Genomic DNA, 20,107 nt, shown 5'->3' with positions numbered 1-20,107 from the left:
TCTACGCCTAGGCCGTAAAGTGCGCCCATGCAAATCCGGAGCCGGTGGTCGGCGATCGTCGGGTACTCCCTGGTCGGCGCGGCGACCCAGCTGGTCTGGCTGAACTTCGCGGGCGTCACCACCGTGGCCGCCACCCGGTACGGCGTGTCCGAGAGCGCGATCGGGTGGCTCGCGCAGGTCTTCCCGCTGCTGTACGTCGTACTCGCGATCCCGTGCGGCCTCGCGCTGGACCGCTGGTTCCGGGGCGGGCTGATCGCGGGCGCCGTACTGACTGCTCTGGGTGCCGTGGTGCGGCTGATCGGCGACGACTTCGGCTGGCTGCTCGCGGGACAGATCCTCGCGTCGATCGCGCAGCCGCTGGTCCTGAACGCCGTCACCGGCATCACCGGCCGCTACCTGGAGGAGAAGGACCGCCCGACCGGCATCGCGATCGGCACCGCCAGCATCTTCGCCGGCATGGTGATCGCGTTCCTACTCTCCGCCATCTTCACGACGTCCTCGTCGATCCCCGCCATGCTCACCGTCAGCGCCATCTTCTGCGTCCTGGCAGCGATCGTCCTGGCCGCCGCCATCCGCACCAACGGCCCCTTCGAATCCCACACACACGCCCCAGCCTCGGATCCCGTCGCCGGTTCGGCCGTGCCGGATCCCGCCGCTCCGGATCCCGCCGCTTCGCATCCAGCCGCTCCGGCCCTCGTCGGTTCGGCTCCGCGCCCCGACCGTGGTGCGTTGGCGGCCGCCTGGGGCGACCCGCTGATCCGTCGCCTGTGCGTGCTCGCGATCTTCCCGTTCGGCGTGTTCGTTGCCATGAGCACCTTCGCCCAAGCGCTCCTCGAACCCGCCGGCGTCAGCGGCGGCACCGCCAGCACAATCCTTCTGCTACAGGTGATCGCCGGCGTCGTCGGCAGCGCAACCATCCCGATCCTCGTCGTACGCCGCCGCGCCGAATCCCGCCTCCTCGTCGCCAGCCTGACCGTCACCGCCGCAGCCTGCGTCCTGCTCGCGCTCGCTCCGGGTACCCTGACCGGGTTCCTTTCGATCACCGTGATCGGCCTGCTCCTCCTACCAGCCCTCCCGATCGTGCTCGAGCTCGTCGAGCGCCGTACCGGAGAAGCCGAAGGCACCGCGGCCGGCCTGATCTGGATGGCCGGCAACCTCGGCGGCCTGGTCGTCGCGGTCGTCGTCGGTCTGCTCGTCGACCACCCGTTGGCGGCGTTCCTCGTGATGGCCGTGATCGCGCTCATCGCCGTACCGGGGGCTCGCGCTCTTCGTCGCCCGATCGCCGAACTCCGATCGCAGTCGCAACCGTAGCGATCAACCCACCGGCGCCGGCGACGACGAACGTCGTACGGGCGTCTGTGTGCTGGAGGAGCAGCCCGCCGCACACGTACGAGATCCCGGCCGCGAGCCCGATCGCGCCGTACAGATTGCCGAAGACGCGGCTGCGCAGGTGAACCGGTACGACGCGTTGCAGGTGAGTGTTGACGCCGACGTCGATGCCCGCGATCCCGAGCCCGCGGATCACCTGCAGTGCGAGGGCCGCCCAGATCGCCCACGCCAGCCCGGTGACCAGGTTGCCGACGCTGCTCACGGCGAACCCGAGGAGGATGAGGACCGGCATCTTCAGGCGGCCCGCGTACCGCGCGAGGATCGCGAAGCCGACGATCAGCCCGATGCCGACCCCGGCGTACAACGTCGCCGACGCGGAGTCGCTCCCGTGCAACTCGTCCTTCGCGAGGAACACCACCGCGACATCGTCCACCCCGTGGGTCGACCGCGTTCGCCCGAGCAGCAGTCCGTTCGAGTGCGGCGGGCAGTTGGTCGTCGTACAGCAGGAAGAGCCGGTGAGGGGACTCGAACCCCTAACCCCCGCTTTACAAGAGCGGTGCGCTGCCAGTTGCGCCACACCGGCCGGTGTGCGGGTCCATAGTAGAGGATTGTGTAGGGGGTGCTGCGGGGGTCGGGGGCGTTTCGGGCGCTTTGGGGGGCTCGGGCGGTTTCGTTCTTGGGGGACTCGCTGGGGTTGGTGGCGTTGCTGCTTTATGTGCAGGCATCGACCGGGGCCGCGTTCGCGGTGGCCCTCCTCTTGTTGGCGGGGGACTTCGTGCCGGGGTTGTTCGGGGCGTTCGCGGGGGTGGTGGGCGATCGGTTCGATCTCCGGCGGGTGATGGTGGCGTGCGATCTCGTCCAGGGCGTGCTGACGGTCGTCATGGCCCTCATCCTTCCGCCGCTGACGGTGCTGCTGGTCATGGTGGCGGTCAGGAGCGTGACGGCTCAGGTGTTTCAGGCGGCTTCGCGGAGCGCGATGCCGGCCTTGGTGCGCGACGACCAGCTCGAGGCGGCGAACTCGGCACTCGGGGCGGGAACGAATGGGCTGGAGGCGATCGGCCCGATCATCGCGGCGGGGTTGTTCCTGGTCACCGGCGTACGCGGGATCCTGCTGATCGACGCGGCGACGTTCTTCGTTTCCGCGGGCCTGCTCACCAGGCTCCCGAAGATCCCACCGTCCGAACCGACCCAGAACAATGTGCTCAAGGACGCGCGTGACGGGCTGGGATACATCATGAAAACAGCTCAGATCCGCGTCATCAGGATCGGGTTCTTCGCGATCGTCGTGTGCAACCCTCCGGCTGCCGCCGGAACTTCTGCCGGCTACCGCGGCGAGCGGCGAGCTGGCGCTCGCGGCGACTGCTTGGTCAACGCCCGCGCGCTGGCAGACCGTTGCGACGGGACACCATGCCGTCTCCGCCACCGCCCGACCAGCTGGATCAGGCCAGATTCTCAATCCGCTCGAAGATGTCTGCGCCTGTCTCTTGCTGCCAGCTAGGCAGATCGTGTGGGTGAGCTACGAATTACTGCCGACGTACGCATGCCGTCACGCATAGGAGGAATGGGGAAGAGTCAGCGGTCGCGCCAGGCGAGCGGTGATGTTTGGAGTGCTGCTTCGGCGAGCCGCTTGCCGAACGGGGTCTGGATTCGGGCGCGCGACGACTCGATCCAGCCGCCGACGCGCTTGTAGCCCGCCTCGCCGTACTCAACGGCCTGCATGAGGCATTCGAGACGATCGGCGTCCTTCGCACAGCGAGCCTCGATCGTCTCGGCGGCCTCGTACTCGGTGACAGCCTCGCGGATGCTCTTCGCGGCCGCTTCGGGCAGTACCGCGACCTGGTCTTCAGTGATGCGTTCGTTGCTCGCGACATCCATGTACGACTTCGCGCTGTGTGGGATGTCACCGATCCGAGTCTCCTGCGAGTCGTGCCACATCCCCAGGTACGCCGCCCGCGCCGGATCGCCACCCTCCTCGCTGGCGATCAGCGCCGCAAGCTGCGCAACCCTAAGGCTGTGTTCCGCGACCGACTCCGGATCGCGTACGCCGACATGCCACCACCCGGCCCGACGAAGCCGCTTGAGCACGCCCATCTCGTACGCAAAAGCGACGACTCCTACTGCGTCCCGGTCGGTAGTGTCATCCGTCACGATTGCTCCGCTTCTGTCATCGGTTGGCCAACTGCACAGCGCACCGCAGATTGTTCAACTCTACGGTGCCGCCCTCGGCTGGGAGGTTGTCCAGCGCTTCCTCGACTCGCTCGCCGGTGCGCCGCCGCAGCTCCCGGTCGTACTCGAGGAGCTCCGGACGTGCGAGCACCAGCTGCCACAGACTGTGGATGTTCAGCGGACCATTCACGTGATCGGTCAGGTGTTCTAGCACGTGGTTCGCGAGTCGCACTCCTGACCAGCTGCGGGTCGAGTTCGCGGTGAGCAGGAACGAGTCATCAGCGTGGGGTTCGTTGATCTCGCCGAGCCAGTAGGCCCAGTAGGTGAGGTTGGCGGCTGCATGTCTTTCATCGCTCAGCGTGTTGTCGATGAAGTAGCGCAGCGGATCCCCGTCGCCGTGCCTGGCCAAGGCGACTGCCGCCGAACGTGCCGCGATCCCACCGGTGACATCAACAGTCAACCCGCCGGCGAATACACGCTTGTGTTGCGCCGTGAGCCAGTCAGCAGACTGCCGGCGCTTGTCGAATCCGAGCAGGTACGTCGCCTGCCGCCGCAGGACGGGCATATCTTCTGGCGACGCCTGTTCCGCAACGCTCAGCAGTTGATCGAAGAAGTCGTGCTGTGCTGCGGCGTTGAGGACCGGGTGCGATGCGACAGGTCCGCGTCCTGGCTTCGTCGGCAACTCGCGCAGCTGTGGTGGCGTGATGCCGGTGAACGGCCAGGTCACGAGGTTCACCAGTCGCCGCCGGTGGACGGTCGAGGCCAGCGGATGCTGGTGAATGTCGGCATGGCGATGTTCGCCGGTCAGTATTTGGTTGAGCAGTTCGTCTGCCTCGACCGCATCGTGCAGGGAGACCACGCCAGAAGCCGGCGCGCCGAGTGCCGCTAGGCGTGTCTGCAGTCGGCGGAAGTCAGAGACCCGCAGCGAGGTGAGAGGTCGACGGCCGGTCTCCCAGCCCTGGATCGTGCTGACATCGACCCCGAGGCGTTCGGCGAGTGACTGCTGGGTCAGGCCGACCGAGCCGCGGAGCATTTTGAGGATGTAGCCCGAAATCACACCGTGGTGATCCCCGGCCATGGAGAAACCCGGCATGGCTGTCGGTGTTTCAGGACCGCGCACCGTGCGCCGTCCCCTCAAGCCAGGCTCGATCACCCAAGCCACCCGTACTCACTGTGAGTTCAGGATAGGTCAACGCCGCGTCATCGTTGTCGACATGCCGATGGATCTGGATCTACGGATGGTGACCGCGGAGATGCGATCAAGAGTTCCCAGAGTCTTCTTGTTGGTGCGACATGTTGATGTCTCCGGAGTGAGCGGTACGGGCGTCGTTGCCGAGGGGACCGAGTGGACAGACGGATCTGTCTCCCTCCGATGGCGAAGCGAGCACGCGTCGACGACCTTCTACGAGGCGGGTATGCGCGCCCTGCTTGCGGTGCACGGCCATCTTGGCGCGACCGAAGTCGTCTTTCTGACGCGACCGGACGGCGCACAACTGGACGTTGCCCTTCCTGCGATTGCCTCCTCAAGCCAGCGGGTGGACGTACCGGTCCCTGCACCTGCGTCCGCCCGCTGTTCCACCTGGCTTCAACAGCGCTCAAGAACCGATGCCGGCGAGCCAGGACGTGAGTGACGGATGACTGCTGGCCGAGCGACTCTTCCGTCAGATCGCCGGGTCTGTGTCTGGTTCGGTTCGCACCTCATCGCAGACCTCGTCGGCGATCCAGAGGCTGCGGTTGCTTATGAGTCGGGCATGCGTGGGCGGTTCCTCACCCTTCGCATTACTAACGAGCCGGCGATACCGCCGGCGATCGCCTCTGACCGCGACCTGTCGAACGACGGGACCTGATCTGGCGGGATCGGCAACGGTCCTCCGCAGCCGTCAGCTCGCGGAGTGACCGCCGTGAGTGCCGGTCCCGGCGCATCACGGTCCCTGTCCGAGTCCGTCCTGCGCCAGCCGCTCCACCCCACCCACTCGGCACTTCTTGGAAGTGAGGCTGACACATGTCCCAAGTCGAACAGATGAAGATGCAGTTGCGCGGCCTGGCTGACCAGCCGCGACAAGGCGCAGCCAGCCTGGCCGGATTCAAGCAGCGCTTCGAACAGTCGAACCACCAAGTCCAGGCCCTGATGCTTCATGCTCGAAACCATCGCCCGAATGTGAGCCGATCAAGAACGTGCGCCCGCAAGCCAACCGATCAAACGCTCTTCGGCCGCCGAGTGGTCCGCGATGTGGCCGCCTGGCGACCAGACCGGCTCGGCGTCTGGAATCCCCGCGACCAGCCATTCGGTGTGCTGGCGGGGAATGCCTTCGTCTTCCGTTCCAGCCATCACCCTGGTCGGAACTTTCACCTCGTCGAGTGTGAAGCCCCACGGGGCCGACAGCGAGATGAGGTCGTCGACGTAGCCACCCGGCCCGTTGACGATGCCCTCTCGAAACGCCTGCAGAAGCATGTCGTGCAGTTCCCCGGACACCTCGGGCACCGGATCAGGCTCGTCGAGCCAGGCAACCAGATCGCGAAAGTCGTGTTCGGCAAGCCATGCCGCATCGTGGGCTGCGGGCCGCTCCCATTCGCCCACGTCGGCCTCGGACATACCGGCGAAGAACTCCAGATCGGCGGCGGCGTACTCGGCGGGGCTGAGTTCGGTGACACATCGCGTGACTCGCTCAGGCAGCCGGGCAGCCACGGCGAGCGCCCGCGGGCCGCCCGCCGAGATTCCGAGTACGGCGAACTCGTCGATTCCGAGCTGGTCCGTGATCAGCGCGACGTCCTCGGCGGCGTCTACGACCCGATGGCCCGGACGACGCGTTGACAGCCCGTAGCCGGGCAGGTCATAGGCGATCGCGCGGACGTGATGTCGCTCGTAGAGACCGCCGACGTGCCGCACGTACCGACTACCGGGGCAGCCGTGCAGCAGGACCAACGGCCACCCATGGCGCACACCCCACTCGGCGTACGCAATCGTTCGTCCATCCGGTGCCGTCACCAAGGCCGTGTCCACCATCTGCCCTACCCCCAAATCTCACAATACGACGAGATCGCCGGTCATCTAAGAGGTCGTTCCTTCGATCTGAGGGGGTCCGCAGGATCCGGTGACGGGCGTTCTGGACGACTGTGGAGGTGAAGCGGCAACCCTGTGCTGGACCGGGAGCTTCGGATGCATCGTGCAGCGGACGCCTGGTTCATCCGAACCTCCCGAATGCTCGACCTCGTCATGGAGGGCCTGGCCCCGTCGGCTGGGCGGTTCAGCCGTTCGTGCAGGCTCTAGTCCAGGACTTTCCGTACGTCGCCCGAGTCGTCGCCCGAGCCGGGAAGACCCGTGGCGCGGGCGCGGAGCCGCCTGGATTCCTTGACCAGGAGGTGGATGAGTAGCGCACTTGCGAGGAGGTGACCGCTCGCGGTGTAGAGACCGGGGAAGTACCCGCCCTTGATGATCGGGAAGACGAAGTGCGAGATCGCGTTGATCAGGCCGGCGCCGAGTGCGTAGAACCACAGCAGGTAGTTGGCGATGCGGATCTGGTAGAGGGCTCCGGCCGCGGCCAGCACCCAGATCGCCCCGAAGCCGAACACGAAGGTGAGCAGGAACGACTTCTCGGTCCAGTCCCGGGAGGAGCTGAACAGCTCGACGATCTCGTGCGGGAAGCCGCCGGTGTACTCCTCGGACATGTGGACGAACTGGAAGGCGATCGCACACAGGTAGACGGCGATCACCTTGCGGGTCCTGACCGGGTAGGCGTAGGTGGTGCGTATCCAGGCGATCCAGGCGACCGCGGACGCGACGGTGAGGATGAGCGCGGCCTGGATCGGCAGGGTTGTCAGGACCCACACGGAGAAGCCGGCCGCTAGCAGGCCGATGACCACGGCGGAGACGCGTTCGGGTTTGGCCGCGGGCGCCGGAGGCGAGTCGTGGTGGGTGGTGGGCTGGACATCGGTCATGGTCTCCTCCTGGGCGGTGCGGTCGGGTGTGCTGCCGCCAGGTCCTGGCGGCTGGATGGGTGCCTGGTTCTGCGGACGAGGAGCGCCAGCAGCGGGATGGTGAGGCTGACGCCCGCCAGGGCGAGCGAGAAGGTCAGCCGGGCGTCGTCGGGGATGGTCACGAGCTTGAAGCTGTCGATCGCGGCGTGGACCACGGCAGGTGCCCACACGGTGCTCCGACCCAGCTCGTACAGGTGGGCCAGGGGGAGCGAGGTGACGGCGGCGACGAGCATCGCCGCGATGCCGACCGCGATCCCGGACGAGGCGATCACGGGGATATGGGTCGCGGCCACGAGTGGCATGGTCGCGATCACTGCTGTCCGGAAGGACCGTCCCCTGCGCAGCCGGCGGAAGGCGTAGCCGCGCCACACCAATTCCTCGGCGAGGCCGTGGAAGGCGAAGATGCCGGCCAGCAGCCACGGCCACTCGGACTTGAGGGTGAACGCGGCGCCAGTGGCTGCGCTGACTATCGGATAGACCGCCTGGACCAGCACCGCGAGACCGACGGCCAGCACCACGGTCCTGGCGTCGGGCCGGCCGAGTCCGACTCTTTGGAGTACCCCGCCAGGCCATGCACCCCCGAGCAGCCTCTCGACGACGACGGCGACGAACAGTACGACGGCGAGGAACGCGCCGCCGTACCGGCCGCTCGAATCGAACTCGGCGAGCGCGGCCAGGACGGCGTACAAAACGCTGAACCCGATGAGGAACCGGATACCTGACAGAAGAGCTTTCATGAGGCTGAAGGTCCGGCCGGACCGGGTAGCAGCGCAGCACCCATGGGCCAAGAGCACCCCGGGTGCCAGACTGCCATTGGGCGCATGGACCGGGAGGGGATGCCATGGTCGCGGATCCGCTGGACAGGCCGCTGCTGAGCGTGAAGCAGACCGTCCCGCCGGCGCGTGCCGGAGCGGTCGCGCGAAGCAGGCTGGAGAAGAGTCTCGACTCGCCGACGAAGCTGACGCTGGTCGTGGCGCCTGCGGGGTGGGGCAAGACCAGCCTGCTGAGCCGCTGGGCATCGGGTGAGGCTCATGACACGCGGATCGCGTGGGTGTCGCTCGACGAGAGCGACGACGAGCCGGTCCGGTTCTGGAGCTACGCGCTGACGGCTCTGCACGGAGTCAGCGACCAGATCACCTCGGCGTCGCTGGACGCGTTGCCGGTGTCGGGCGACGGGCCGATGGCTCACGCGTTGCCCGTGCTCCTCAACGAGTTGGCGGCGGCATCGGCACGGCACGTGCTGGTGCTGGACGATTACCACGTCATCTCGCACCAGGATGTCCACGAGAGCCTGGAATTCCTCCTGGCGTACCTGCCGCCGACGCTGCGGATCGTCATCTCGAGCCGGATGGATCCGCCGCTGCCATTGGCTCGGATGCGCGTTCGCGGGGAGCTCAACGAACTGCGCGCAGACGATCTCCGGTTCTCCCTCGACGAGTCGGCGACGCTGGTGTCCACTGTCGCGGAGGTGGAGCTGGACCCCGGCACGGCGGCCGTGCTCTGGGAGCGGACGGAGGGATGGCCGGCCGGCCTCCAGTTGGCGGCCCTGACGCTTCGTGGAAGCGGGCCGGAGGTCCTTGCGCCCGACCGCGTACTGGACGCCGATCGGCATCTGTTCGACTACTTCACCGACGAGGTGTTCCCGACCCTGGCCCCGCCGCAACGCGAGCTCATGGTCCGTTCCGCGCCGCTGGAGTTGCTGTCCGGATCGTTGTGCGACGCCGCCCTGGACGTCCAGGGATCGGCCGCGGTGCTGGCCGAACTGGAGGCGGCGGACCTGTTCATGGTCGCCCTGGACCGCAAGCGCGAGTGGTACCGCTGTCACCGATTGCTGCGGGACGCATTGCTCCGGACTCCCGACGCGCTCTCGGGTTCGGGCGATAGTGAGGTTCTGCGCCGGGCCGCGCGGTGGTTCGAGGAGCACGGACGCATCGACGACGCCGCACGCCACCTGCTCCGAGCGGGAGACTTCGCGGATGCCGATCGGCTGCTGGCCGCGCACCTCACGTGGTTTCTCGATCGTGGCTGGCACACGACCTACGTGGCACTCGGCGACCAACTGCCGGAGGCTGCGGTCCGGTACCGGCTCGCGGTGTTCCTCGGCTATGCATCCGATCTCGGTGGACGCCGGGACCGGGTGGTGCACTGGCTGGACCTTGCCGAGCGCAGAATCGAGGAGGACACCGTCCTTCCGCCCTGGCGTGATCCGCGCGCCGGGGTCCTGGCCTTAAGGGGGGTGCTGGGCACGCCCGAGTCCCAGTCCGCGCTGGTGGTGGAGTTGTGCGAGGAGGCGCTTGCGCTGGAGACGGCTGCCGGCAATGCCGGGAACCCTGGAGCGCTGGCGGCGTTGGGTCGTGCGTACGGGCTCGACGCCCGGTTCGACGACGGAGCCAGGCTCTTGGCCGATTGCTGGCGCCGACGGGACCAGTTTTCCTGGCCGACCGAGCGTGTCCTGCAGGTTGCAGGCCAGCTAAGCCTCTGCCTGCTGGCCCTGGGCCGCTGGGACGAGCTCGACCGCCTCCTGGTCGAGGCCGGAGCCATCGCTGAGGCTGCCGAACGCGAGTGGGGGAAGGCGGCGGCGGCCCACGTGGTGACGTTGATGCTCATCGTCCAGGGCCGGCGCAGCTACCTGTGTGGCGACCTCGCGAGTGCCCGGGAGCAGCTGGACCGAGGCCAGGCGCTGGCCGAGATCAGCGCCCGGCCGATGCTGGTGGTGCTGGGGCTCGTCTTCCTTGCCGACGTGGAGGTCGGTACCGGCCACCGGGCCGCGGCGAACGCTGCGCTGGTGCGCGCCCGGGAGGTCGTCGACAACGACGCTGTGGCTCCTTTCGTCCGGACTTGGCTCGCGGAGGCCGAGACCAGGATCGGCCGTCAGGCAGTGACGGAGGCCGGGGCTCGCGGAGGTCTGTTCGAGGAGCTGACCGACCGTGAGCTGTCGATCCTGCGCATGCTGCCCGGAACGGCAACGCAACGCGAGATCGGCACGGCTCTGTTCCTCTCGATCAACACTGTCAAGGCCTACAACAAGAGCCTCTACCGAAAGCTCGACGTTGCGAGCCGCGCGGACGCCGTCCGGGCGGCCAGGCGGCTGGGCATCATCTGACCCGGTCCGCCCACCGATCCCGACACCCAGGTGGATCAGTGATCCCGGTAGTCGCCACGACGGGCGACGCGGCGGCGGTCAGTCGTCCCGTCCGGTGCCGGTCGCCTCGGTCGCCTCGGTCGCGGAGCGTCATCGCGATCGCCGCCGGACCGAGCGCACCTGGTGGCCGGTGTCCCACAGAAGGTTGAGCACGGCCCGCTCGCCGGCTTGGTCGATGTCAGCGATGGTGAGGACGGTGTCGGCGCTGGGGGCGCTAACGGCGCTCACCTCAACGTAGCGTTGGTCGAGCAGGCTGAGTACTGACGCCGCAAGAGGCCCGAACAGCGTGACCTCGACCCCGGTGAGCGTAGGTTCTGGGAATTCTTGATTCATGGAGTCAAGGTCGCCTCTCGACGGGTACGCGGACACCACCCGGCGCAAAGGTCCACCCGGGGTGCCCGCCGCCCGGCCCGGCCACCCCGGGTGGTTTGCGTCGCGGGGTGGTGCGGGGTCACCCGAGCCGGGACGAGCCTGCGGGGTATGACAACCACTCACGACCAGGAACCGGTCCCTGTTGCGACCGTACGTCGAGACGGGCCGCCGCGGTGGTCGCGCCGCAGGCTGCTCCGCACGATGGGCTTGGGCGGGGCCACTGTCATGGTGGCCGGCACCGGGGCCTTCAGTTACCGCGTGTACGACACCGCGGCCCTCAACCCGGGGAGCGGGCCGGCATTCGACCCGTGGTCCCAGTGGCGCCAGCTGCCAGGTCCGCTCGGTGCGGTGGCGTGCGCCGTACTCGCCGCCAGCCCGCACAACACCCAGCCATGGTCCTTCGCACTTGGCCCCGGCAGCATCGATGTCTTCGTCGACGAGGCACGCGGGACCGGGGCGGTCGACCCGCTGCGCCGCGAGCAGTACGTCGGCCTCGGCTGTGCGGTGGAGAACTTGGTGCTCGGTGGAACGGCCCGGGGCCTGGCGCCCCAGGTCACTTGGCTGCCCGACGGCGTCGGAGCAGCTCGCGTGGCACACGTCGAGCTCGGCTCCGGACAGGCGCAGGTGGGCCCGCTGTACGACGTGATCGGCCGGCGGCATACGAACCGGGGTCCGTACACCTCGCAGGCTGTTCCCGCCCAGACTCTGGGTGAGCTGGTGGACTCCTCCGAACTTGATGGACCGACCGTGCAATGGGTCGTCGACCCCGCGCCAAAGGCGGCACTGTCCGCCCTGCTGGTCGACGCAGCCGAGGCGCTCACCCGCGACCAGCAGCAGTCCCGCGACGGGTTCGTCTGGTTCCGCAACAGCCAGGACGAGATCCAACGGCACCGCGACGGTCTGGTACTCGACGGCCAGGGACTCAGCCCGCTACTCCTCGGCCTCGCGAAACTGCTGCCCGCCTCCTCACGCAGCGATGGCGACCAGTTCTGGGTGACCCAGACGCGCACCGTGCACACCGCCACCGCCGCGGCGTACGGCGTCATCACCTCGACGTCTCCCGACGACCGGCGTACCCAACTGGAGGCCGGGCGACTGCTGCAGCGCATCCATCTCGCCGCCACCAGCCGTGGGATCGCGCTGCAGCACATGAACCAGATCACAGAGCGGATCGACCGCGAGGCGACGACCGGCGCGGTAGCCACGTTCGCCCCGCGATTCGCCGAGCTTCTGCCGGACGGGGAACGGCCACTGCTCACCTTCCGGGTCGGGTACCCGGTCCGCGAGGCGCGGCCGACGCCGCGACGTTCAGCCAGGTCGGTGACCCGATGAAGCGCCGGCGGCTCGCGACCCGGCTCGGCCTGTCAGGCGCGGCCCTCGGTATTGCCGCCGGGCTGATCCAGACGGTGGCCGGCCACGGCATCCCGGAATGGACCGGCAACAAACTCGCCACCGGCGCGCTCGGTCTGCTCACCGTGGGGCTTTCGGCGCTGGCCGGACTGGCCGCCCTGCGCCAGCGCGACCCTGGCCTGTCTGTGCTGTCCCGGGCCCTGTGCGCGGTGAGTTTGATCGGACCGGGATTGCTCTGCCTCACAACGGTGGGCCGGCTCTGGTACGGGCCGGCGCTCCTCCTGACCACTGCCGGGCTGCTGACCGTCGAACATTGGCGAGCAACGGTGGTTGCACTGTGGGACGACTGGGCTCAGGTCCTGCTGACCGCGCTGGCGGTGTGTGAGCTCCTCATGGTGGCCAGTGGCCCTGGACTGCTCATGGTGGCCGGGGCACTCGGTGGAGTCGCGCTGGCGGTCGCCGCGTGGTGGCGGTCGGTCTCACGACGTGCTGCCTTCAGCCTCGTCGCGCTGGGCACGGTTCCCTTCGCCGCATTGGGCTGGACCGCGGTGGTGCCCGTGCTGCTCGCAGTCTTTGCCGGACTGCTGGCCCTGCCGGTGCTCGCTTCTCGGCCGCACCGAGGGGTTCGCTGAGTATCAGGCGTCGGAGCCGATGCCGTCCCGTCGGCTGCTAGCGGGAAGTGGTGGTCGGGGATTCCAGCCAGCGGGCGTGGCAGATGGCCGCTTGCCGGGAGGAAATGCGGCCGCCCGAAGGGCACTGTTGGAGAGGACCGACAAGCGCGGGAGGCAATGAGGATGACGGCCGCAACTGAGGTCGACCATGGACGCAACGAGCGATCGTTCCTGCTCCAACGGGTGCAACCAGCGATGGCAGGCCTGATGGACGGCTCGCTGTCGACGCTGGCGCCGATCTTCGCCGTCGCGCTCGCCACCCATCAGCCGCACTACGCGTTCTTCGCCGGGCTGGCGTCCGCCATCGGTGCGGGCGTGAGCATGGCCTTCTCCGAAGGCCTCTCGGACACGGGCGACCTGACCGGGCGCGGCAATCCGTACCTTCGCGGCTCGATCACCGGCGCCGGAACCTTCCTTGGCGGTGTACTGCACACTCTCCCCTTCCTGATCCCGCAGCTCCGCGCCGCGCTCATCGTCGCGATCGTCGTGGTCGGGTTCGAGCTGCTCGTGCTGTCCTGGATTCGCTGGCGTTTCTTCAAGACCGGCTTCGTACGTTCGTTCGCCTCCATCACTCTCGGCGGCGCGATCATCGTCGCCATCAGCGCAGCGATCGGCGCTGCCGGTTGATGCTGCCCACACCCATGCCGCAAGCACACCGTCCCAGGTGCAGGTGGTTGAGCTGGTCTGGAGGCGTGGACGTGCGGGATTGCGATCGTCTACGTCGCTGGCATGGATCCGCTCATGCCGTCGACGTCGACCAGCTGGGTGGCCGCGATGAGCACGACCGTGCTCGAGCTCGCGGGTGTGGGTCTACAACCCGTTCAGCAGTTCGTCGTCTCGACGGATGGCGTCCGGGTTGCGCGAGGCTTGCCGGAGGACGATCGCCAGCAGGCCGCGGAGGCGGCGGGCCACGTCCTCGGCGTACGGGTCTTTACGGGCCGGCTGGTGCCGGCAGCGCCGTTGCATCTTGGATCACCTCCTCTGGGAGAGGTATCGGGATGCTGCCAGCGACCGTTACAGACGCCTCGCCAAGGGCCTCGGCCGATCCAACGCACCACTGGCGCCGGTTACCCGGGAAGTGATCGTGGTAGGCCGAAGGCTGGGAGGACGCTGTTGTCGAAGCGGGTCAGGGCCTGGATCCGGTCGTCTGTGAGGGTGAGGACGAGCAGGCCGGCACCGCGCCGGATGCCGCCGGCTGGGGATCGGAGGTAGGTCCCGAACGCCGGCTGGCCGTTCGCTCGGGTCGGAACGACGTCGTACGTGCGGTGGTGGAGGATGCTGGCGTAGAAGCGAGCAGCCGACTCGATTCCGTGGTACTCGAGGGGAATGGGCGGCATGGAGACGCGGACGTCCTCGGTGAGCAGGGCGACCAGCGCGTCGACATCGCCGGACTGGTACGCCCGGACGAACTTCGCCACCAGCGCCTGCTCCGAGGGTGAGTCAGGCGCGGGCGCTTGGTCGCCGTCCGACGGCAGGCTGTGCTGCAGGCCGGCGCGAGCGCGTTTGAGGGCACTGTTGACCGATGTGACCGTCGACTCGAGCATGCCGGCGACCTCGTCCGCGTGGAAGCCGAGGACCTCGCGCAAGATCAGCACGGCGCGCTGTCGAGCGGGCAGGAGCTGTAGTGCGGTCACGAAGGCCAGCGAGATGGCTTCGGTCTGTTCGTAGCGGGCCGCTGGGCCGAGCGGAAGGTCGAACGTCCTGTCGAGGAGGGCATCGGGATACGGCTCGAGCCAGGCGACTTCACCGAGCGCGGTCGGCTCCGGCGGTTCGATCTCCTTGATTTCCCACTCCTTGGCCGGGCGCCGCTTCGTCGAGCGGAGCATGTCAAGGCACCGATTGGTGGCGATCCGGTAGAGCCAGGTGCGGATCGAGGCGCGCCCTTCGAACCTGGCGAAGCCTCGCCAGGCGGCCAGGAGTGTGTCTTGGAGGGCGTCCTGGGCGTCGTGGAACGATCCGAGCATCCGGTAGCAATGCATGTGCAGCTCCCGATGGTGCGGCTCGGTCAGCTGTCGGAACGCCTCGCCGTCTCCGGCTCGCGCTCTTGTGATCAGGTCGGTCGTCACCACTCCACCCTCGCATCAGATCTCTCACCCTTCACGTCACACCACTGTTGACGTCGGCCGGAGCGCGAACTGGGCGGTCGGTGGGCGCCCAGTTTCTCGCGGTCATGCCGTCAACACCTCTGACAACCGAACTCCGTGAAGCAAAGGTGAAGGTATGACAGTCGTGAACAAGGCAGTTCTGGTGACCGGGGCCAATCGCGGCATCGGCCGGGCACTGGTCGAGGAAGCCTTGAACCGAGGCGCGAAGCGGGTGTACGTCGGCACCCGCCAACCGCTGGACGACCCGGACGACCGCGTCACGCCGCTGACCCTGGACGTGACCGATCCGCAGCAGATTCAGGCAGCGGCCGAGAGCATCGAGTCTCTCGACATCCTCATCAACAACGCCGGCGTGGCGCTCTACGACGACCTCAGCGATCGGGCCGTGCTCGAGCAGCAGCTTGCCGTCAATCTGTTCGGCCCCCTCGCCGTGACCCAGGCCTTCCTGCCATTGCTGACTCGTTCACAGGGCATCGTCATCAACAATCTGTCGGTGAACGCGCTCGCGCCGTTCGTGGTCGTCCCGTCGTACTCGATCTCGAAAGCGGCCGCGTTCTCCATGACGCAGTCGCTGAGGGTCCTCCTAGCTCGACAGGGCGTGCGGGTCCACGCCGTACTGACCGGTCCCGTGGACACCGACATGTCCCGAGGCGCCGACATCCCGAAGGCCTCGGCGGAGTCCGTCGCTCGAGCCATCTTCGACGGTGTGGACAAGGGCGAGGACGAGATCTTCCCCGACGCCATGACTCAGCCCTTGGCTGCGGGCTGGAACAACGGCGCGGCCAAGACACTCGAGCGCCAGTACGCGGCGCTCCTGGAAGCAGCGTCCGTCAACGAATGAGCACCGGCACCGACACACAACAACTTCGGCACCGGCGGCTCCGGTACGGCGCGCTCACGGTGACCCTCGGGCTCGCCGATGTGCCGCACAGCGGCCGCCGGCAAGACACCAATGAGCAGGCCGACGCACTTCCGGCGGTCGCTGCTGGGCCCTTGGCGACCTGCGGATCCCGCGCCCTCAGCTGTACGACGAGCCCGCCACGTAGGACTGAGCCACTGCGAGGCTGGGTGTTGTTTGTGTAATGGTTGCAGGATGGTGGATTTGCGGGCGCAGCGGACAGTCGAGGCGTTGTTGGGGGCCGCGGAGGAATTGTTTGCGGCTCGGACTGTTGCGGACGTTACGGTTGAGGAGATCGCGGCTACTGCTGGGGTTGCGGTTGGGTCGGTTTACAACCATTTCGGGTCGAAGGGCGGTTTGTACGCCGCTTTGGTGGAGCGGGCGGTTGTGGTGGATCGGCAGTTCATGGATCTCGCGTATGTCGACGGGCGTGAGCCGGTCGAGCAGTTGTACGCCGCGGCGGATGAGTATCTCGCGTTCTATTTAGCCAATCCGGAGTACTTCCGGATGCTGGCGTTTCCTGCGGAGCCTGGGAGTTATGCCGCGGGGCAGGAGCTCGCGAATCGGTTGGCGGATTCGGTGGACGAGCAGAACCGGCGAATGGTCGACGCGATCAAGCGCGGTATCAAGGCCGGCACGATCCGCAAGGTCAACGCGCAGGAGTTGGCGACGGTCCTGTGGTCCTCGTGGAACGGGATCATCAGCCTCGGCTGGCGACAGGATCGCCTGCAACGCAACCCGAGGCAGCTGAAACGCCTGCTCCGAGCGGCGACGGACGCCTTCGCCCGCGGTCTCCTGGTTGACGGAAACTGACGATCGAGCTACGCGTCCGTGGTGTCCACGCCGCTCGGCGATTGCTGGCGGCAACTGCTAGTGGGCGGTGTGGGCGTGCATGCTGGCCGACCTCGACCGGCTCGAGTACGACGGGCAGCGCTTGTACGTCGCTGCGCTGCGGCACGATGTCGCGCTCATCGACGCGCATCGTCCGGGTCCGGAGGAAGTCTGCTTCGCCGTACATGGGGCGACGATCGCGCACGGTGTCGTGATCGATGCGGGTGGAGGTGCCGCGCTCGCGGACGATGTTGCTGACGCCATCGCGGCACACTTCAATGTCGCCGTACCGCGGTCGTGGGTGCCGAGGCGCAATTGCTGCATGCGGGCACGCACCTTGACGTGGACGGGTTGCGCCGATTGGACCAGCGTTACCGAGGTGCATGCGCAAGAGCCTCGGGCTGGTTTCGCCGACCATTTCCTCGCTGTGATGCGTGACGAGTGGCAGCTCCGGAAGACGTGCCGAGCCGGGTTGCTGTGGCGCCTCGGTATGGAGCGCTCGATCCGCCGAGCCGAGAAACAGTTGCCTGACGCATCGATCGCCGTCGTCGCCACCGCCTGGAACGACCGGCATGCGTCGAGTCGTGGGTTTTGGCGGTCAGAATGCAGCCTCGATTCACGACTCGCGGTTTCGACGGGCAACCAAACGCCACGACTCGGTGTGAGGCAGCACGGTTGGCGAGGGTGCGGCAGTCGTGTGGCGAATCGCCCGCGACGACCTTTCGTCAGTACGACGGGCCGGCCGGTAACCCGGCGTACCTCGGCTGACTCCACGGCGGCCTTCTCCCTGGTTGCGTAGATGCCGAGCACGAGATCGTTCGTACGGCGAGGTCCAGTCGGAGGGGGTGGAGTCTTCGGCGGCGTGGTGCGACGATCGGCTGATGGACGTACTGCGGGTCGAGGAGTTGGCGGCTGTTCACCTGGAGCTGGCGGAGGAGAGCGGCAGTGGGCGTAGCGCGACGACGTTGTACGGCCGGGCCGGGGCTCGGTTGCGGCAGACGTTGATCGCGCTGGACGAGGGGCAGACTCTTGGCGAGCATCAGAGCCCGGGCGACGCTTCGTTGATGTGCCTGCAGGGAAACGTTGTCCTTCGGGCAGGTGAGGCCGAGGTCGAGCTGCGGGCGGGAGATCTGGTGGCGGTGCCTCCGCAGCGTCACGACGTACACGCTCGGGTTGCGTCTGTTCTGTTGCTGTCGGTTGCTTTGCATTGAGGGCCGGGGACAGAGTTCGTGGTCGGTGCGGACAAGAAAACGCTGGCCGCGGCGGATTCTGAGGATGATGGCGGTATGGCGACCTACTTCACGGCCTCTGATGATGCTGCTGCCGGTGCTCCGGAGCGGTCCGGGGGAGACGAGCAACTGTCGAGCGAGATCACTGCCAGTGGCGGCGCTTTCCGTACGCTGATCGAGCTGGTCTGGGGCAAGTCGGCGGACGACCTGCCGGACGACGAGCACCGCTGGGCGGAGACCCCAACCGAAGGGCTCGCGAGGCTGGGAGACCGGCTGGTCGACGAGATCGCGAACCGGGATCAGGACGAGCTCCAGGATCTGGCTACGCCTTGGGCGGAGTTGGTGCCGGAGCTAAAAGATGAGGATCTGGTGGATTTCCTGACCGACCTGCAGCACCTCAGCCGGCATGCGAAGGCCGACGGGCTGCACGTCTATTCGCTGCAGCTCCGTTGACCCGTCAGGAAACCGAGTCGATCCGGTGTTCCGTGGCGGCGAAGGTGAAGGTGTCGCCTGCGTGGAGGCCCTTGAGCGCGTCGTAGAGCGGCGCGTCGGTCGTCATGCCTTCGTACGTGACCCCGTCGCACTCGAACGGTGAACTGACCACTCCGACGACGTAGCTGTTGTCGTCCAGTACGACGATCGCACCCGGCCGGATCTCGCTGGTCGGGGCGAAGTCGATGCTCTCGGCGTGAGCCACCGAGCTGTGCTGCCGTTCCGCGACGTCCTCGTAGAGTCCGCCCAGGTCGCCTGCCTCGTCGGACTGGGACTGGTCGTCGACGGAGAACGAGGAGTCGGGGTCCAGCTGGGCCGCTGAATCCTGACGGCCGACGGCGGCGTCCGTCGCGCGCAGGTGTGCCTCGAGGTGCGCCACCAGAGCCTCTTGGACCCGCAGCTTCGCCTTGTCGTCCATCCCGCACCCTCTCCTTGCTGTCGCGAGCGCCGTACCGCACCCGTGTCTCGCAGCATGTCACGTTTGATCCTGGCGCCGGCAACAGAACTGATTGGCCGCAGCAACTGACACCTCGTCGCTGACAGAATGGTGATCGATTGGTTACGGGCAGGAGGGGAGCCGATGACCGAGGACAAGCCGTCCGCCGATATCGAACAGTTGGTCGGTCGGGTAGTTGTCGAAAAACGTCATGACTGGATCGAGGCAGGCCTGAGAGACGCCGTGGCCCTCGAAGCGGATCTCGGCGCGCTGGATCTGTCCGATGCGCAGATCGCGACGGTACTGCGGGAACGTGAGGTGGCTGCGGAGCAGTTGGACATCCTCACCCACGGGACAGACGGGGACGGCCCTGCCGTGGAATACCAGGAACCGTTGCGGGACTGGGACTTGACCGACCAGCGGCGCAAGCTGATCGACCGATTCTATGATCGCTTGGCAGGGCGGCGGTTCGTGTTCAGCGAGGTGGCGGAGCACGAGGTTCAAGTTCCGCTCTTCGTGCTGGCTGCGCCGGAGCCGGCCGGATGTCGTGCAGCGTTTTCCCAGGACGTCATGGCCGGCCGTGCCCTGGCGTGGAACGTCACGCTCTTCGGGAGTGGGTTCGGCGGTTCGACGAGTCTTCGGGTCACGTCGACCTGGCGGTTCGAGGCGGCGGCCGGGCACAGCAAGCAGGTATTTCTGCCGGTGACGGTGAAGGTCGCGACAGTCCGGGTCATGGCTGGGGAACGAGTCGTCACGACCACGCGACAGGTGGTCGCGTCCAAGGCGACGCCTGCCAAACAACCCGGGCTGACCCTGCTGCCGCCGGACGCCCAGGCGCCGGCAGGGCCGGTGATCTCCGAGTATCCGCTGGCCGGAGACACGAGCGGGTCGATCGCCAACTACGGGGCGACCTACGCGACGACGTCCTCGGGCCGGTTGGAGATCGGGGCCGAGGTCTTCGGTGCGGTCGCCAAACTCTCCGCCGACGTCTCGTTCGACAGCGAGATAGCTCTGAGTCTCGAGTTGCGGGGCGGCCACGACTACAGCCTGCGTCGGCTGCAGGCCGGGCAGGGGATGGCCTGGTCTGTCACGTCTGCTCGTTGACGGAAAG

21 protein-coding genes, 1 tRNA gene and 1 pseudogene are annotated in these 20,107 nt (G+C 67.4%); 12 read left to right on the top strand and 11 right to left on the bottom strand.

Annotated elements, in window-relative coordinates; all coding sequences use genetic code 11:
- Window positions 1-27: 27 nt before the first annotated feature.
- Window positions 28-1,311 carry an MFS transporter gene (locus tag ACWF0M_RS17800; RefSeq protein ID WP_452236756.1) on the top strand — a complete coding sequence of 428 codons (1,284 nt, stop codon included), beginning with the start codon at window positions 28-30 and terminating at the stop codon, window positions 1,309-1,311.
- Here the strand turns inward: ACWF0M_RS17800 and ACWF0M_RS17795 are convergent.
- A complete protein-coding gene (locus ACWF0M_RS17795; protein WP_452236755.1) occupies window positions 1,241-1,762 on the bottom strand; it encodes an MFS transporter in 522 nt (173 codons plus the stop codon). The two genes, ACWF0M_RS17800 and ACWF0M_RS17795, sit on opposite strands and share 71 nt — an antisense overlap.
- A 77-nt stretch (window positions 1,763-1,839) precedes the next feature.
- Window positions 1,840-1,912, bottom strand: a tRNA-Thr gene (locus ACWF0M_RS17790).
- A 36-nt stretch (window positions 1,913-1,948) separates the two neighbouring features.
- On the opposite strand from ACWF0M_RS17790, the gene ACWF0M_RS17785 reads away from it, so the two are divergent.
- The gene (locus ACWF0M_RS17785) at window positions 1,949-2,827 is read left to right on the top strand and encodes an MFS transporter (RefSeq protein ID WP_452236754.1); all 879 of its coding nucleotides are present in this window, start codon (window positions 1,949-1,951) and stop codon (window positions 2,825-2,827) included.
- A 74-nt stretch (window positions 2,828-2,901) separates the two neighbouring features.
- On the opposite strand, the gene ACWF0M_RS17780 is transcribed toward ACWF0M_RS17785, so the two are convergent.
- The 5 genes from ACWF0M_RS17780 to ACWF0M_RS17760 form a co-directional block, all read right to left on the bottom strand.
- Window positions 2,902-3,477: an HD domain-containing protein gene (locus ACWF0M_RS17780; protein ID WP_452236753.1), complete on the bottom strand. Its 576-nt coding sequence runs from the start codon at window positions 3,475-3,477 to the stop codon at window positions 2,902-2,904.
- A 16-nt stretch (window positions 3,478-3,493) separates the two neighbouring features.
- Window positions 3,494-4,573, bottom strand: coding sequence for a helix-turn-helix domain-containing protein (locus ACWF0M_RS17775; RefSeq protein WP_452236752.1), 1,080 nt, complete (start codon window positions 4,571-4,573; stop codon window positions 3,494-3,496).
- A gap of 1,089 nt (window positions 4,574-5,662) precedes the next feature.
- Window positions 5,663-6,499 (bottom strand): alpha/beta fold hydrolase, encoded by an 837-nt coding sequence (locus ACWF0M_RS17770; RefSeq protein ID WP_452236751.1) that lies wholly within the window; start codon window positions 6,497-6,499, stop codon window positions 5,663-5,665.
- 260 nt (window positions 6,500-6,759) lie between these two features.
- Complete coding sequence (locus ACWF0M_RS17765; RefSeq protein ID WP_452236750.1) at window positions 6,760-7,431, bottom strand: HXXEE domain-containing protein; 672 nt, start codon at window positions 7,429-7,431, stop codon at window positions 6,760-6,762.
- Window positions 7,428-8,207, bottom strand: a complete 780-nt coding sequence (locus tag ACWF0M_RS17760) for a CPBP family intramembrane glutamic endopeptidase (RefSeq protein ID WP_452236749.1) — start codon at window positions 8,205-8,207, stop codon at window positions 7,428-7,430. Before ACWF0M_RS17760 ends, ACWF0M_RS17765 begins: the two co-directional genes overlap by 4 nt.
- A gap of 104 nt (window positions 8,208-8,311) precedes the next feature.
- Here ACWF0M_RS17760 and ACWF0M_RS17755 point away from each other — a divergent pair, with 104 nt between their 5' ends.
- Window positions 8,312-10,573, top strand: a complete 2,262-nt coding sequence (locus tag ACWF0M_RS17755; protein WP_452236748.1) for a LuxR C-terminal-related transcriptional regulator — start codon at window positions 8,312-8,314, stop codon at window positions 10,571-10,573.
- Window positions 10,574-10,702: 129 nt separating this feature from the next.
- Here the strand turns inward: ACWF0M_RS17755 and ACWF0M_RS17750 are convergent, their stop codons facing one another.
- Window positions 10,703-10,945, bottom strand: coding sequence for a hypothetical protein (locus tag ACWF0M_RS17750; protein WP_452236747.1), 243 nt, complete (start codon window positions 10,943-10,945; stop codon window positions 10,703-10,705).
- Window positions 10,946-11,092: 147 nt separating this feature from the next.
- On the opposite strand from ACWF0M_RS17750, the gene ACWF0M_RS17745 reads away from it, so the two are divergent.
- The 3 genes from ACWF0M_RS17745 (at window position 11,093) to ACWF0M_RS17735 (ending at window position 13,632) form a co-directional block, all read left to right on the top strand.
- Entirely contained in the window at window positions 11,093-12,316 is a 1,224-nt protein-coding gene (locus ACWF0M_RS17745) for an Acg family FMN-binding oxidoreductase (RefSeq protein ID WP_452236746.1), read from the top strand.
- Entirely contained in the window at window positions 12,313-12,966 is a 654-nt protein-coding gene (locus ACWF0M_RS17740) for a hypothetical protein (RefSeq protein WP_452236745.1), read from the top strand. The genes ACWF0M_RS17745 and ACWF0M_RS17740 overlap by 4 nt, the downstream gene beginning before the upstream one ends.
- 162 nt (window positions 12,967-13,128) lie before the next feature.
- The gene (locus ACWF0M_RS17735) at window positions 13,129-13,632 is read left to right on the top strand and encodes a hypothetical protein (protein ID WP_452236744.1); all 504 of its coding nucleotides are present in this window, start codon (window positions 13,129-13,131) and stop codon (window positions 13,630-13,632) included.
- 183 nt (window positions 13,633-13,815) lie between these two features.
- On the opposite strand, the gene ACWF0M_RS17730 is transcribed toward ACWF0M_RS17735, so the two are convergent.
- Window positions 13,816-13,971, bottom strand: coding sequence for a hypothetical protein (locus tag ACWF0M_RS17730; protein ID WP_452236743.1), 156 nt, complete (start codon window positions 13,969-13,971; stop codon window positions 13,816-13,818).
- A gap of 101 nt (window positions 13,972-14,072) precedes the next feature.
- Window positions 14,073-15,071 (bottom strand): sigma-70 family RNA polymerase sigma factor, encoded by a 999-nt coding sequence (locus ACWF0M_RS17725; protein ID WP_452236742.1) that lies wholly within the window; start codon window positions 15,069-15,071, stop codon window positions 14,073-14,075.
- Window positions 15,072-15,225: 154 nt separating this feature from the next.
- Between ACWF0M_RS17725 and ACWF0M_RS17720 the strand changes: the two genes are divergently transcribed.
- The 5 genes and pseudogenes from ACWF0M_RS17720 (at window position 15,226) to ACWF0M_RS17700 (ending at window position 18,521) form a co-directional block, all read left to right on the top strand.
- Window positions 15,226-15,951, top strand: a complete 726-nt coding sequence (locus tag ACWF0M_RS17720; protein ID WP_452236741.1) for an SDR family NAD(P)-dependent oxidoreductase — start codon at window positions 15,226-15,228, stop codon at window positions 15,949-15,951.
- A gap of 78 nt (window positions 15,952-16,029) precedes the next feature.
- Window positions 16,030-16,368 (top strand): annotated as a pseudogene (locus ACWF0M_RS17715) (TetR/AcrR family transcriptional regulator); the annotation flags it as partial.
- Window positions 16,369-16,380: 12 nt separating this feature from the next.
- A complete protein-coding gene (locus tag ACWF0M_RS17710) occupies window positions 16,381-16,821 on the top strand; it encodes a TetR-like C-terminal domain-containing protein (protein ID WP_452236959.1) in 441 nt (146 codons plus the stop codon).
- A gap of 863 nt (window positions 16,822-17,684) precedes the next feature.
- Window positions 17,685-18,050, top strand: a complete 366-nt coding sequence (locus ACWF0M_RS17705; protein WP_452236740.1) for a cupin domain-containing protein — start codon at window positions 17,685-17,687, stop codon at window positions 18,048-18,050.
- Window positions 18,051-18,068: 18 nt separating this feature from the next.
- Entirely contained in the window at window positions 18,069-18,521 is a 453-nt protein-coding gene (locus ACWF0M_RS17700) for a hypothetical protein (RefSeq protein WP_452236739.1), read from the top strand.
- Window positions 18,522-18,525: 4 nt separating this feature from the next.
- Here the strand turns inward: ACWF0M_RS17700 and ACWF0M_RS17695 are convergent, their stop codons facing one another.
- Window positions 18,526-18,978 (bottom strand): hypothetical protein, encoded by a 453-nt coding sequence (locus tag ACWF0M_RS17695; RefSeq protein WP_452236738.1) that lies wholly within the window; start codon window positions 18,976-18,978, stop codon window positions 18,526-18,528.
- A 162-nt stretch (window positions 18,979-19,140) separates the two neighbouring features.
- Between ACWF0M_RS17695 and ACWF0M_RS17690 the strand changes: the two genes are divergently transcribed.
- Window positions 19,141-20,100, top strand: coding sequence for a hypothetical protein (locus ACWF0M_RS17690; RefSeq protein WP_452236737.1), 960 nt, complete (start codon window positions 19,141-19,143; stop codon window positions 20,098-20,100).
- The last annotated feature ends 7 nt before the right edge of the window (window positions 20,101-20,107 follow it).

The sequence above is a fragment of the Kribbella sp. NPDC055110 genome (assembly GCF_053607525.1).
Note: the sequence above shows the minus strand (reverse complement) of the source record. Positions and strands in the feature narration are given on the sequence as shown.